At 71.1% G+C, this 13,563-nt stretch carries 13 protein-coding genes, 1 tRNA gene and 1 pseudogene; 12 read left to right on the forward strand and 3 right to left on the reverse strand.

Going from position 1 to position 13,563, the window contains the following annotated elements; all coding sequences use genetic code 11:
- Positions 1–333: 333 nt before the first annotated feature.
- From AB0J67_RS34285 to AB0J67_RS34300, 4 genes are all read left to right on the forward strand, one after another.
- Positions 334–1,290 carry a 4-(cytidine 5'-diphospho)-2-C-methyl-D-erythritol kinase gene (locus AB0J67_RS34285; RefSeq protein ID WP_363488747.1) on the forward strand — a complete coding sequence of 319 codons (957 nt, stop codon included), beginning with the start codon at positions 334–336 and terminating at the stop codon, positions 1,288–1,290.
- A gap of 7 nt (positions 1,291–1,297) precedes the next feature.
- Positions 1,298–3,103, forward strand: a complete 1,806-nt coding sequence (locus tag AB0J67_RS34290) for an ABC-F family ATP-binding cassette domain-containing protein (protein WP_363488749.1) — start codon at positions 1,298–1,300, stop codon at positions 3,101–3,103.
- Positions 3,104–3,168: 65 nt separating this feature from the next.
- On the forward strand, positions 3,169–3,627 hold the full coding sequence (locus tag AB0J67_RS34295; protein ID WP_363488751.1) for a DUF4383 domain-containing protein: 459 nt from the start codon (positions 3,169–3,171) through the stop codon (positions 3,625–3,627).
- Positions 3,628–3,677: 50 nt separating this feature from the next.
- On the forward strand, positions 3,678–4,172 hold the full coding sequence (locus tag AB0J67_RS34300) for a DUF4383 domain-containing protein (protein ID WP_363488753.1): 495 nt from the start codon (positions 3,678–3,680) through the stop codon (positions 4,170–4,172).
- 7 nt (positions 4,173–4,179) lie between these two features.
- On the opposite strand, the gene AB0J67_RS34305 is transcribed toward AB0J67_RS34300, so the two are convergent.
- Positions 4,180–4,785: a TetR/AcrR family transcriptional regulator gene (locus tag AB0J67_RS34305; protein WP_363488771.1), complete on the reverse strand. Its 606-nt coding sequence runs from the start codon at positions 4,783–4,785 to the stop codon at positions 4,180–4,182.
- Positions 4,786–4,919: 134 nt separating this feature from the next.
- A complete protein-coding gene (locus AB0J67_RS34310) occupies positions 4,920–5,909 on the reverse strand; it encodes an acyl-CoA desaturase (RefSeq protein WP_363488755.1) in 990 nt (329 codons plus the stop codon).
- A 192-nt stretch (positions 5,910–6,101) separates the two neighbouring features.
- Between AB0J67_RS34310 and AB0J67_RS34315 the strand changes: the two genes are divergently transcribed.
- Together AB0J67_RS34315 and glmU are read left to right on the forward strand one after the other, a co-directional pair.
- Positions 6,102–6,173 (forward strand) — tRNA-Gln (locus AB0J67_RS34315).
- A gap of 36 nt (positions 6,174–6,209) precedes the next feature.
- Positions 6,210–7,643: a bifunctional UDP-N-acetylglucosamine diphosphorylase/glucosamine-1-phosphate N-acetyltransferase GlmU gene (glmU, locus tag AB0J67_RS34320; protein WP_363488757.1), complete on the forward strand. Its 1,434-nt coding sequence runs from the start codon at positions 6,210–6,212 to the stop codon at positions 7,641–7,643.
- A 55-nt stretch (positions 7,644–7,698) separates the two neighbouring features.
- Here the strand turns inward: glmU and AB0J67_RS34325 are convergent, their stop codons facing one another.
- Positions 7,699–7,953, reverse strand: coding sequence for a hypothetical protein (locus AB0J67_RS34325; RefSeq protein ID WP_363488759.1), 255 nt, complete (start codon positions 7,951–7,953; stop codon positions 7,699–7,701).
- A 227-nt stretch (positions 7,954–8,180) separates the two neighbouring features.
- Here AB0J67_RS34325 and AB0J67_RS34330 point away from each other — a divergent pair, with 227 nt between their 5' ends.
- The 6 genes and pseudogenes from AB0J67_RS34330 to AB0J67_RS34355 all read left to right on the forward strand — a co-directional run.
- Complete coding sequence (locus AB0J67_RS34330) at positions 8,181–9,161, forward strand: ribose-phosphate diphosphokinase (RefSeq protein WP_363488761.1); 981 nt, start codon at positions 8,181–8,183, stop codon at positions 9,159–9,161.
- A 319-nt stretch (positions 9,162–9,480) separates the two neighbouring features.
- Entirely contained in the window at positions 9,481–10,119 is a 639-nt protein-coding gene (locus AB0J67_RS34335; RefSeq protein ID WP_363488763.1) for a 50S ribosomal protein L25/general stress protein Ctc, read from the forward strand.
- A gap of 82 nt (positions 10,120–10,201) precedes the next feature.
- Positions 10,202–10,795 carry an aminoacyl-tRNA hydrolase gene (gene pth, locus AB0J67_RS34340; RefSeq protein WP_363488765.1) on the forward strand — a complete coding sequence of 198 codons (594 nt, stop codon included), beginning with the start codon at positions 10,202–10,204 and terminating at the stop codon, positions 10,793–10,795.
- A gap of 123 nt (positions 10,796–10,918) precedes the next feature.
- Positions 10,919–12,562 (forward strand): exopolysaccharide biosynthesis polyprenyl glycosylphosphotransferase, encoded by a 1,644-nt coding sequence (locus tag AB0J67_RS34345; protein WP_363488767.1) that lies wholly within the window; start codon positions 10,919–10,921, stop codon positions 12,560–12,562.
- Positions 12,562–13,341, forward strand: a complete 780-nt coding sequence (locus tag AB0J67_RS34350) for a 3'(2'),5'-bisphosphate nucleotidase CysQ (RefSeq protein ID WP_363488769.1) — start codon at positions 12,562–12,564, stop codon at positions 13,339–13,341. Before AB0J67_RS34345 ends, AB0J67_RS34350 begins: the two co-directional genes overlap by 1 nt.
- 61 nt (positions 13,342–13,402) lie before the next feature.
- Positions 13,403–13,563: pseudogene (locus tag AB0J67_RS34355) on the forward strand (sulfate adenylyltransferase small subunit); the annotation flags it as partial.

The following is a 13,563-nucleotide window of genomic DNA, read 5'->3' on the forward strand; positions in this document are numbered from 1 at the left end:
AACCCCCCCCACCCCCTACCGCCCCCCCCCCCGCCCCCCCCCGCCCCCCCCCGATTTCAATACACTTTGGCATTTCTGCAACCCTCCGATCGATGATTCGTCATCCAGATAGGCCAACGTCTACGTCAGCCGCCGCCTGCGGCCGCTGACGCACCCCGCCCCGCATGGACGTTGGCCGATCGCCTCGAAAAACTCGCGATCGAAGTCGATGTGATAGGCCAGCGTCGATCGCGGGACGGGGTGGCGGGGGCACCGGTGCAGCTCCGGTGCCGAGGGGCGGGCGGGGGTGCTGCGCCGCCGGGTGGTCCGGGGGCGGCCAGTACGCTGGTCGGCGTGACAGAGGCGTGGACGCTCGGCGACGACGACGATGACCTGGCGGGAGCCTCGTCAGGGCCGGTTCGGGTCAGGGTGCCCGCGAAGATCAACCTGCACCTCGGGGTCGGCCCGCTGCGGCCCGACGGCTACCACGAGCTGCACACGGTGTACCACGCCATCTCCCTCTACGACGAGGTCACCGCGCGGGCGGGCGACACCCTCAGCCTCACCATGCAGGGCGAGGGCGTGGGCGAGCTGGAGCTCGACGACAGCAACCTGGTGATCCGGGCCGCGCAGGCGCTGTCCGCCTCCGCGAAGGTGCCCGCGCGGGCGCGGCTGCACCTGCGCAAGTCGATCCCGCTGGCGGGCGGCCTGGCCGGCGGCTCCGCCGACGCGGCGGCGACGCTGGTGGCCTGCGACGCGCTGTGGGGCACCGGGCTCAGCCGCGAGGAGCTGGCCCGCATCGCCGCCACGCTCGGCTCCGACGTGCCCTTCCTGCTGTACGGCGGCACCGCGCTGGGCACCGGTCACGGCGAGGCGGTCAGCCCGGTGCTGGCCCGCGCCAACCGCTGGCACTGGGTGGTGGCGTTCGCCGAGGGCGGCCTGTCGACCCCGCAGGTGTACGGCGAGCTGGACCGCATGCGCGCGGCCGGGACCGCCCCCGCCCCGCTGGGCTCCAGCGACGACCTGCTGAGCGCGCTGCGCCAGCGCGACCCGGCGGTGCTCGGCGCGGCGCTCGGCAACGACCTGCAGCCCGCCGCGCTGTCGCTGCGCCCGGCGCTGGCCGACACGCTCGACGTCGGCGAGAAGGCGGGCGCACTCGCCGGTCTCGTCTCCGGCAGCGGCCCGACGTGCGTCTTCCTGGTGCGCGACGAGGCGCACGGCGACGACCTCGCGGCCGCGCTGCGCGAGTCGGGCCTGTGCCGCGGCGTGCAGCAGGCGTACGGAGCGGTGCACGGCGCCCGGATAGGCTGACCCCACCATGGCCAACATCATCAATCTGGACCGGGTCGGCAAGGGCTACGGCCCGACCGGGCCGCTGCTCACCGACGTGTCCCTCGGCCTCGACGACGCCGACCGGATCGGCGTGGTCGGCCTCAACGGCGCGGGCAAGTCGACCCTGCTGCGTATGCTGACCAAGGCCGAGGAGCCCGACTCCGGCCGGGTCACCCACCGCCGCGACCTGCGCGTCTCCGCGCTCCCGCAGGCGCTGGACCTGGCCCCGGAGCTGACCGTGCGCGACGTGGTGCTGGGCGACGCCTGGCTGCCCGCCGCGTTCGAGGCCGAGCACGAGTGGGCCGGTGACGCGGGCGTGCGCGCCATCCTCGACGGCCTGGGCATGCCCGGTCTGGGGCTGGACCAGCCGGTGGGCCCGATGTCCGGTGGCGAGCGGCGGCGCATCGCGCTCGCGGCGCTGCTGGTGCGCCCCTCCGACCTGCTGATCCTGGACGAGCCCACCAACCACCTCGACATCGCCGGGGTGAACTGGCTGGCCCGCTACCTCAACGAGCGGCTCAAGGGCGCGCTGGTGGTGGTCACCCACGACCGCTGGTTCCTCGACGCGGTCTGCAACCGCATCTGGGAGGTCGCCGACCAGCAGGTACGCGCGTACGAGGGCGGCTTCGCCGCCTGGATCCTGGCCCGCGCCGAGCGGGAGCGCGTCGCCGCGGTGACCGAGTCCCGGCGGCAGAACCTGCTCCGCAAGGAGATCGCCTGGCTGCGCCGCGGCCCGCCGGCCCGCACCTCGAAGCCGAAGTTCCGCATCGACGCCGCGAACGCGCTGATCGCCGACGTGCCCGCGCCGCGCGACCAGGTGACGCTCGCCAAGCTGGCCACGGCCCGGCTGGGCCGCCAGGTGTACGAGCTGGACGACGTCACCCTGCACGCGGGCCCGAAGCTGATCCTCGACCACGTCACCTGGCACGTCGGCCCCGGCGACCGGATCGCCCTGCTCGGCGCGAACGGCGCGGGCAAGTCGACGCTGCTGCGCCTGCTGGCCGGGGTGACCGCCGCGTCCGGCTTCCGCGCGGGCCAGACGGTGCGCCCGGCGTTCCTGTCCCAGGAGCTGGCCGAGCTGCCGGGTGAGCTGCGCCTGCTGGAGGCCGTCGAGCAGGTGGCGCGGCGGGTGAAGCTCGGCGACCGGGAGCTGTCGGCGTCCCAGCTGGCCGAGGTGTTCGGCTTCACCGACCGGCGGGTGTGGACGCCGGTGGCGGACCTGTCCGGTGGCGAGCGCCGCCGCCTGCAGCTGCTGCGCCTGCTCGCGGGCGAGCCGAACGTGCTCATCCTCGACGAGCCCACCAACGACCTGGACACCGACACCCTGGCCTCGCTGGAGGACCTGCTCGACACCTGGCCCGGCACGATGATCGTGGCCAGCCACGACCGCTACCTCGTCGAGCGCGTCTGCGACCAGGTGTACGCGCTGCTCGGCGATGCCAAGCTGCGCCACCTGCCCGGCGGCGTCGACGAGTACCTGCAGCGTGTCGAGGGCGACGCCGCGGCGGCGGCGGGCGGCGGGGCGGTGACGTCCGTGGCGCAGCCGCAGGCGGAGCGGACCGGCGGCCCGAGCGCGGGGGAGATCAGGGCGGCGAAGAAGGAGTCGTCCCGCATCGAGCGGCAGCTGGAGAAGCTCAACCAGCGCGAGGAGAAGCTGCACGCGCAGATGGCCGAGCACGCCACCGACTTCGCGAAGATCGCCGAGCTGGACGCGAGCCTCAAGGCGCTGCAAGACGAGCGGGGGCTGCTCGAGGACGAGTGGCTGAACCTGGCGGAGCTGCTCTCCGAGTAGGGCCGTGCGGGCTGCCTGATAACCTCACGCATCCCCTGACCCCTCGTACCACTCGGAGCTGTGACATGGCTTCCCACATGCCCGTCAACCACTCCCTGCGTCCGCTCTACCGTGGGCTGGCGCTGCTCGCGGGCCTGTTCGTGCTCGCCTTCGGCGTGCTCGGCTACCTGGAGAGCCAGGGTCAGCCGCTGTTCCACCAGGGCGACGTCCGCGCGCTGGGCCTGAAGACCAACCCCGCGTTCGCGTACGCGAGCCTCGGCGCCGGCGTCGCGGTGCTGCTGGCCACGCTCGTCGGCCGCAACCTGGACCGTTTCGTGAACATGTGGGTCGGCGTCGGCTTCCTCATCGTGGGCACCGCGATGATGGCGCTGATGCGCACCGAGTCGAACGTGCTCAACTTCACGATGGCGACCTGCATCGTCTCGTACCTGATCGGCTCGGTGCTGTTCACCGCCGGCATGTACGTCAAGGTCGGCTCGGCCGCGAAGGCCGCCGCCGAGGAGGCGCACCGCCAGGGCCGCTGAATCCGGTCGTTTCGGTCCCGCCGGGACACTCCCGGCGGGACACTGGATCCATGCATCTTCCGGTCAATCACCGGCTGCGGCCGCAGTGGCGCTTCCTAGCCGGACTGTGCGGGGCGTACCTGCTGGTGTTCGGCATCGTCGGCGCCATCCGCACCGCCGGTGAGCCGTTCTTCAACCGCGGCGACACCGAGGCCCTCGGGCTCAAGACCAACCCCGCGTTCGCCTGGCTGTCGGTCATCGTCGGCGCGATCGTGCTCGGCGGCGCCATCGTGGGCCGCAACATCGACCACTTCATCAACATCTTCGGCGGCGCGGTGTTCCTGCTCTCCGGCCTGGTGATGCTGCTGCTGATGCAGACCCCGGAGAACAAGCTCAACTTCGAGGTCGCCACCTGCGTGGTCTCGTTCATCGTCGGCACGATCATGCTGATAGCCGGGATGTACGGCAAGACCGGCACGCCCGCCGAGGCCATCGCCGAGGAGGTGCTGCGCCACAGCACCCGCCCCGGCGACAAGTTCGCCGTCAAACCCCACGCCAACAAGTAGCGGTCGGCTACTTCTTGTCCTTGCGGGTCAGCAGGGCGGGCTTGGCCTCCAGGTGGGACAGCCCGTTCCAGCACAGGTTGACCAGGTGCGCGGCCACCGTCTCCTTGCGGGGCTTGCGCACCTCCAGCCACCAGCGACCGGTCAGCGCGACCATCCCGACGAGGGCCTGGGAGTACAGCTCGGCCAGCTTCGGGTCGTAGCCCCGGGTCTTGAACTCGGCGCCGAGGATGTGCTCGACCTGGTGCGCGACGTCGTTCAGCACCGAGGAGAAGTTGCCCGAGGAGGACATCACCGGCGACTCGCGCACCAGCACGCGGAAGCCGTTGGTCTCCTCCTCGATGTAGTCCAGCAGCGCCAGCGCCGCCTGCTCCAGCAGCTCCCGCGGGTGTCCCGCGGTCAGCGCGGAGGTGACCCGGGTCAGCAGGGAGGTGACCTCCCGGTCCACCACGACGGCGTAGAGGCCTTCCTTGCCGCCGAAGTGCTCGTACACCACCGGCTTGGAGACCTTGGCGCGCGACGCGATCTCCTCGATGGACGTCGCGTCGAAACCCCGCTCGGCGAACAGCTGCCGGCCCACCGCGATCAGCTGCTCGCGCCGCTGGGAGAAGCTCATGCGCACCCGCGACCCGGCCTTCGGCGGGGCAGCCGGTCGGCTCGCCGCGGGGCGGGAGTCACGGATGTCGTCAGCCACGCCCCCATCCTGCCAGGAGGACGGGGGCGTGGCTGGAGTGCCGTTGGTGTCGACGGTCACCGGGCCAGCTTGAGCTGGGCCTCGGGGTCGACCATCTTCGTCTGGAGCCGGTCGGCCTTCGGCCACTTCACGTTGGTGGCCCAGCCGAACTTCTCGAAGAACCAGATCACCCGGGCCGAGATGTCGATCTGGCCGCGCATGACGCCGTGGCGGGCGCAGGTCGGGTCGGAGTGGTGCAGGTTGTGCCAGCTCTCGCCGAACGACAGGATCGCCAGCGGCCAGAAGTTCGACGCCTTGTCACCCTCGCGCATCTCGAACGGGCGCTCGCCGTACACGTGGCAGACCGAGTTGATGGCCCAGGTGACGTGGTGCAGCAGGCCGATGCGGATCAGGCCGGCCCAGAAGAACGCGGTCAGCGCGCCCTGCCACGACCAGGTCACCAGGCCGCCGACGACGGCCGGGGCGAACGCGGTGGTCAGCGACAGCAGGCCGAACATCCGGTCGACCTTCTGGATGTCCTTGTCGGCCAGCAGGTCCGGCGCGAACCGGGCGCGGTTGGACAGCTCACGGGCGAACAGCCAGCCCACGTGGGCGTGGAACATGCCCTTGGTCAGGCCCTTGAGCGAGTTGCCGAAGCGCCACGGCGAGTGCGGGTCGTCCTCGAGGTCGGAGTACTGGTGGTGGCGGCGGTGGTCGGCGACCCACTGGGTCGGCGAGCCCTGCACGGCCATCGCGCCCGCGACCGCCAGCGTCACCCGCAGCCAGCGCGTCGCCTTGAACGAGCTGTGCGTGAGGTAGCGGTGGTAGCCGACGGTGATGCCGAGACCGGTCACCACGTACATCACCGCGAAGATCGCGACGTCGGTGAGGGTCAGCCAGCCGCCCCAGGCCACCGGGACCACCGCGAACAGCGCCAGGAACGGCAGGGTCACGAACGCCCAGAGACCGATCAGCGTGCCCTTGGACTGCTGTCCCTCGGTCAGTGGCTTCTGTCCACGCTGAGGGGCCGCAGTGCCGGTGGGCGTGTCGATGGCAGTGGTGGTCATGGCACCTCGCTGGAGCTGGGCGGAAAGACTGATTCGGGCTACCTACGTAACCGTAACCTACGCAACCGTAGTTTGACAGGGGGCAGGCCCCCGGAAATTTCCTGCGGCAGGCCGGAAGCCTGGTCCGGGGCCACCCCAGAAGTGGGCGGCCAACGGCGGCACCGCAGGCGCTAAGCTGACAGGCGACCCCGGTCGGCTGTGGTGTAATTGGCAACACTCGCGCCTTTGGAGCGCGCTTTCCAGGTTCGAGCCCTGGCAGCCGAGCTGTTGCAAATCGTTCGGTTTGAAGTTAGGCGCCTCGTGACTCGTACGGTGATCGTCCTCGCGGCTGGCGAGGGTAAGCGGATGAAGTCGGACCTGCCGAAGATGCTGCATCCGCTGCTCGGCCGCTCGCTGGTGGGCCACGTGCTCGCGGCGGCGGCCCCGCTGGGCGCGGACCGCACCCTCGCCGTCGTCGGCAACCGGGCGGACCAGGTCACCGCCCACCTCGCCGAGATCGCGCCGGAGGTGTCGACCGCGCTGCAGGCGCAGCAGAACGGCACCGGCCACGCCGTACGCATCGCGCTGGAGGCGCTGGGCGAGCTCGACGGCACCGTCGTGGTGCTCAACGGCGACGTGCCGCTGCTGCGCGCCGAGACGCTGCGCGCGCTGGTCGAGGCGCACGAGTCCGCGCACGCCGCGGCGACCGTGCTGGGCGCGGACGTGCCGAACCCGACCGGCCTGGGCCGGCTGGTGCGCGACGCCGACGGCGGCCTGGCCCGCATCGTCGAGGAGCGCGACGCCACGCCCGAGCAGCGCGCGATCCGGGAGATCAACGCCGGCATCTACGCGTTCGACGCGGCCGCGCTGCGCGCCGCGCTGGCGAAGCTGACCACGGACAACGACCAGGGCGAGGAGTACCTCACCGACGTCTTCGAGCTGTTCGTGACGCAGGGCTCGCCGGTGCGGGTGCACCTGGCGGGCGACGCGACCGAGACGCTCGGCTGCAACGACCGGGCGGAGCTGGCCTCGCTGCGGGCGCTGCTGCGCGACCGGATCAACCTGGACCTGATGCGCGACGGGGTCACCATCATCGACCCGGCCACGACCTGGGTCGACGTGACGGTCACCGTCGAGCGCGACGCGCTGCTGGAGCCGAACGTGCAGCTGCGCGGCGCGACCAGCGTCGCCACCGGCGCCGTGGTGGGCCCGGACGTGACGCTGATCGACACGACCGTGGGCGAGCAGGCCCAGGTGGTACGCGCCCACGCCGTGCAGGCCGAGATCGGCCCGAGCGTGTCCGTGGGCCCGTACGCGTACCTGCGGCCCGGCGCGCGGATTGCGCGCAAGGGCAAGGTCGGCACGTTCGTGGAGATCAAGAACGCGTCGCTGGGCGAGGGCACGAAGGTGCCGCACCTGACGTACGTGGGCGACGCGACGATCGGCGAGCAGACCAACATCGGCGCGGGCAACCTGTTCGCGAACTACAGCGGCACCACCAAGAGCCACACCACGATCGGCTCCCACGTGAAGACGAGCTGCGACACGACGTTCGTGGCGCCGGTGACGATCGGCGACGGCGCGTACACCGCGGCCGGTTCGGTGATCCACAAGGACGTCCCGCCGGGTGCGCTGGCGGTGGCGCGGGCGCACCAGCGCAACATCGAGGGCTGGGTGCAGCGCACCCGCGCCGGCACGGCGGCGGCGGAGGCGGCCGAGCGGGCCGCGAAGGAGAACCCGGGCGACAAGGCCTGAGCGCCCCGCCCGGACGGGCCGGTGCGGGCTGAGACCGCGCGCCGGCCGGCGGGCTTTACGCAGGCTGGCCGGGTCGCCGGTCGGTGGGGTTGCCGTCCTCATCGAGCCAGCCGCGCTTGGCGGCCTCGGCGCCGAGGGAGAACTGGTTCTTGGCGCCGGTCTGCTGCTTGAGGCTGGCGATGTGGTCGTGCACCGCACGCTCGCTGAGGAAGACCAGCTTGGTGATGGTCTGCACGGTGAATCCGGCGGCGAGCAGCAGGAGGATCCGGCGCTGGATCAGCGTCGGTTCGTCGGACCGGTCCCTGCCCATCGAGCCTCGCCCTTCTGTGCGGACAGTTGTGCTCAACGAAGGTAGCGCCCGCTGTCGGCGGCGGGCAAGGCACCCTGATGTCACCTGCGTGAACGTCGGCGCAAGCGATGTGTCCGTGATCTGTCGCACCCACGTGCGGGCTTGGTGGCTGGTTCGCGAACCGCCGGGAGAGGATGAAGCGAAAAGGTGATACTGACCGCAGACCATCGTGAAGGGGCGGCAAGCCGATGGGCAGCATCGTCACGGAGAACCGCAAGAACCTGATGCTCTTCTCTGGCCGGGCCTACCCCGAGCTGGCGAGGGAGATCGGCGAGGTGCTCGGCGTGGGGGTGACCCCGACGACGGCGTACGACTTCGCCAGCGGTGAGACGTTTGTCCGCTACAAGGAGTCCGTCCGCGGCTCCGACGCCTTCATCGTCCAGTCCATGACCCAGCCGGTGAACAACTGGATCATGGAAACCCTGCTGATGATCGACGCGGCGAAGCGGGGCTCGGCCAAGCGCATCACGGTGGTGCTGCCGTTCTACCCCTACGCCCGCCAGGACAAGAAGCACCGCGGCCGGGAGCCGATCTCCGCACGGCTCATCGCGGACCTGCTCAAGACCGCCGGCGCGAACCGCATCCTCACCGTCGACCTGCACACCGCCCAGATCCAGGGCTTCTTCGACGGCCCGGTGGACCACCTGTTCGCGATGGACGTGCTGGCCGACTACGTACAGGCCAACTACGGCCACCGCGAGCTGACCGTGGTGTCGCCCGACTCCGGCCGGGTGCGCGTCGGTGAGCGCTGGACCGACCGGCTGGGCGGCTGCCCGCTGGCGTTCATCCACAAGACCCGCGACCCGCTCAAGCCCAACCAGGTGGTCGCGAACCGGGTCATCGGCGAGGTGGCCGGGCGCACCTGCATCCTGGTCGACGACATGATCGACACGGCGGGCACCATCTGCAAGGCCGCCGACATCCTGTTCGACAACGGGGCCGCCGACGTCATCGTGACGACCACCCACGCGGTGCACTCCGACCCGGCGACCGAGCGCCTGAAGAACAGCCGGATCAGCGAGGTCATCGTCACCAACACCCTGCCGCTGGGCACGGAGAAGACGTTCGACAAGCTCACCGTCCTGTCGATCGCCCCGCTGCTGGCCCGCGCCATCCGCGAGGTCTTCGACGACGGCTCCGTCACCACCCTCTTCGGCGGCCTCAGCTGACCCACCCGCACGCGGCCCCGGCCGCCGCCGCACCCCGCTTTGCATAGACGTTGGCCTATCTGGATGACTTTTTCGAGATCGACTTCATCCAGATAGGCCAACGTCGTTCGCAAGGCGCCCCGCCGCTACGGGTGACATGAGCCGCCCCGGCGGGGATCACCGAAGGTGATCGGGTAAGCTTTCGGGGTTGCCACGGCGAGGGTGCCCTGCGGGTCGTAACTACCTGTTGATGGCGCCGTGATCGACGCGGTGCTCCGGGTCTTCCCGCGCGCCCTCGTTCGCTCGGCCTGACAGAGACCCGTTGAGCAGGAGAAGAATCGTGTCTGAAGTAAAGATCAGCGCCGAGCCGCGTACCGAGTTCGGCAAGGGTGGCGCTCGCCGCACCCGTCGTCTGGGCCTCGTGCCCGCCGTCATCTACGGTCACGGTGAGGCCCCGCGCCACATCGCCGTGCCCGCCCGTGAGTTCGCCGCCGCGATCCGCCACGGTGGCGTCAACACCGTCTTCGAGCTCGTCTCGCCCGACGGCACCAAGACCCTGGCGCTGCCGAAGGCCATCCAGCGTGACCCGCTGAAGGACACCTACGAGCACATCGACCTGGTGATCGTGAAGCGCGGCGAGCAGGTCACCGTCGAGGTGCCGGTGCACCTGGTCGGCGAGGCCGCCAAGGGCACCCTGGTCGTGACCGAGCACGACAAGATCGCCATCACCGCCGAGGCGCTGCACCTGCCCGAGTTCGTCGAGGTCTCGCTCGACGGCCTGGAGGCCGGCTCGCACGTCACCGCCGGTGACGTCAAGCTGCCGCGCGGCGCGCAGCTGGTCGCCGACGCCGAGACCATCCTCGCCGTGGTGAGCGTGGCCCCGACCGCCGAGCAGCTCGAGGGCGAGACCGCCGAGGCGCCCGAGGCCGCCGAGGTCGAGGCCGAAGAGGCCGCCGAGACCGTCGGCGCCGAGGCCTGATCTCGTTTCAGCTTCGTCCGTGGCGTCCTTCATGCTGTAGCGGCATGACGGACGCCACGAGCGTATGTGGGGAGAAGTGGGCATGGAGCAGGCAGCACCGTGGCTGATCGTGGGCCTGGGCAACCCGGGGCCGCAGTACGCCGCCAACCGGCACAACGTGGGCTTCCACATCGCCGACCTGCTGGCTGAGCGCACCGGCGTGAAGTTCGGGCGGCACCGCAAGGCGGTGGCCGACGTGGCCGAGGCGCGGCTGGGCTACGGCGCCGACGCCCCGCGCCTGGTGCTGGTGAAGCCGCTGACCTACATGAACCTGTCCGGCGGGCCGGCCGCCGCGCTGAGCCAGTTCTACAAGGTGCCGGTGGCGCAGATCATCGCCGTGCACGACGAGCTGGACATCCCGTACGGCCAGGTGCGGCTCAAGGTCGGCGGGGGCGAGGGCGGCCACAACGGGCTGCGTTCGATGAGCAAGTCGCTGTCCACGAAGGACTATCTGCGGGTGCGCTTCGGCGTGGGCCGTCCGCCCGGCCGGCAGGACCCGGCGGACTTCGTGCTGTCGGACTTCTCCAGCGTGGAGCGCAAGGAGCTGGACTTCCTGGTGGACCGCGCGGCGGACGCCGTGGAGGCGATCGTGAAGGTCGGGCTGGCCGCCGCGCAGCAGACGTACCACACTGCCTGATCCCGGACAGTCCGCGCGCCGTCACATTTGCCCCAATCCCGCGTTGTATCCGGCAGGCGCACCTGCTCCCGGCCCCTCTAGCAGGCCGGACACGGTGCGCCGCGTCGGTGACGGGGGGCATTCATGGAGCAGCGCCGCGACGATGATCGACGCGGCCCGCGACCCTATCCGCAGCGTCACCGGCACGTCGACGACTCCGGTGCGCTCGCCTACACCGCGACGCCGACCCCGGCCGGTCCCGCGCCGTTCAGCCCCGCGCCGGTCGGCCTGGTCGCGGTGCGCCCGCAGACCCCGCAGCACCGTCCGGCGGCCGGCCGCCGCCCGCTGCACCGCGGCAGCACCCACATCGGTACGCCGGTGCGCGTGCTCGACCGGCGCAAGGGCTGGGAGCAGCGCTACCTGCGTACGCTGATCGCCTCGGACCTGCTCGTCGGGGCCGCGGCGGGCCTGCTGACCTACATGCTGCGCTTCGGCCACCCGGTCACCCCGTACACCACGAAGTACCTGCTGATGTCGCTGGCGCTGCCGTTCGCGCTGGTCGCCTCGCTGGCGCTGACCCGGGCGTACGACAAGCGCCACCTGTATGTGGGCACGCAGGAGTACGACCGCGTCATGCGCGCCGGGCTGTGGCTGATCGCGAGCGCCGCCATCGGCTCCTACGCCCTCGAACTGGCCACCGCCCGCTCGTACGTGCTGATCGCACCGCCCGCCGCGACCGCGGCGCTGGTGGTCACCCGGTTCCTGATCCGCAAGTCGCTGCACCGGCGCCGCGAGCGCGGCGAGTGCCTGCGCCGGGTCATCGTGGTCGGGCACGAGCTGGCCATCATCGGGCTGACCCGGCAGCTGTGCCGCGAGCGCTTCCACGGCCTGGAGGTCGTCGGCGCGTGCGTGCCGCGCGGCAGCGACGGCCGGGTCGGGCTGCCGGTGTACGGCACGTTCGACGACGTGGCGTCGGCGGTGCGCGCCGCCGGCGCGGACACCATCATCGTGCTGAGCTGCCCCGAGCTGGACGGGCACGCGCTGCGCCGGATGGCCTGGGCGCTGGAGCGCGACGAGATCGACCTGATCGTGGCCAGCTCGCTGATCGACGTGGCCGGCGGGCGGACCACCATCCGCCCGGTCGACGGCCTGCCGATGTTGCACGTGGAACATCCCCGGCTGTCCGGCGGCAGTCGGGTGGTCAAGGAGCTGATGGACCGGATCGGCGCGGCGCTGCTTTTGGTGCTGTCCGCGCCGCTGCTGCTGGTGATCGCGATGGCGCTGCGCATCGACTCGCCCGGACCGCCGCTGTTCAAGCAGGTGCGGGTGGGGCGGGACGGCCGTGAGTTCGTCATCTACAAGTTTCGTACCATGTATACGGATGCCGAGGCCCGGCTGGCCGAGCTGAAGCATCTCAACGAGCACGACGGAGTGCTGTTCAAGATCCGGGACGATCCGCGGGTGACCGCGATGGGCCGGTGGATGCGCCGCTACTCGCTCGACGAGCTGCCCCAGTTGCTGAACGTGCTGCTGGGACAGATGTCACTGGTGGGGCCGCGCCCGCCGCTGCCCTGCGAGGTCGCCGCGTACGCCGATGACGTGCGGCGCCGGCTCGCGGTGAAACCGGGCATGACGGGACTCTGGCAGGTCTCCGGGCGATCGGACCTGCCGTGGGAGGAGGCGGTCCGATTGGATCTCCGCTATGTCGAGAACTGGTCAATGTCCATGGACCTGCTCATCCTTCTGCGTACGCTGACCGCCGTTGCCCGAAGCTCTGGAGCGTACTGATGCCCCCGGTGGAAGACGGCGCCTTCGCCGTATGGCTGGCCCGACAGGCCGGCGACCTGCTGCTCAACCTGCGCGACGAGATCGGCTTCGACGACCCGGCCGGTCTGCGCCACGCGGGTGACAAGCGCTCGCACGACCTGATCATGACCGAGCTGGCCCGCTGGCGGCCCGCCGACGCCGTGCTCAGCGAGGAGGGCGTGGACGACCCGGTCCGGCTCACCGCGAACCGGCTCTGGATCATCGACCCGCTGGACGGCACGCGCGAGTTCGGCGAGCCCGGCCGCGCCGACTGGGCCGTGCACGTCGCGCTGTGGCGGCGCACCGGCGAGGGCGAGGGCGAGCTCGCGGCGGGCGCCGTCGGGCTGCCCGCGCAGCAGCGCGTGCTGGGCAGCGAGCCGCCGCCGGCGTACCCCCCGCTGTCTGCCGAGGCCGCCGCGGGCGGAGGGATCCGCATCGCGACCAGCCGCACCCGCCCGCCCGCGTTTCTTGCCGCGGTCGCCGAGCAGGTCGGCGCGACGCTGGTGCCGATGGGCTCGGCCGGTGCGAAGATCGCGGCCGTGGTGACCGGCGACGTCGACGCGTACATCCACGCCGGCGGCCAGTACGAGTGGGACTCGGCGGCGCCCGTCGCGGTCGCCGCCGCAGCCGGGCTGCACACCTCGCGGGTCGACGGCGCGCCGCTGCGCTACAACCAGTCCGACGCGAGCCTGCCCGATCTGCTGGTCTGCCGCCGGGATCTGGCCGCTGACCTGCTGTCGGTCTTGTCACAGCATCGTTGATCCACGCGCGGAGCGGCGTGTAGGGTTAATTCCCGAGTAAAGCACTAGGAAAGGTCTGGATATGGTCCAGCCTGCGCCGGAGCAGCCGGCTGCCTACCGAGTCTCCCACCTTGATGCTCTCGAAGCGGAGAGCGTCTTCGTGATGCGGGAGGTCGTGGCCGAGTTCGAGCGTCCGGTGCTGCTGTTCTCGGGTGGCAAGGATTCGATCGTGATGCTCCGGCT

It is taken from the genome of Catellatospora sp. NPDC049609, from assembly GCF_040675365.1.
Lineage (GTDB): Bacteria > Actinomycetota > Actinomycetes > Mycobacteriales > Micromonosporaceae > Catellatospora.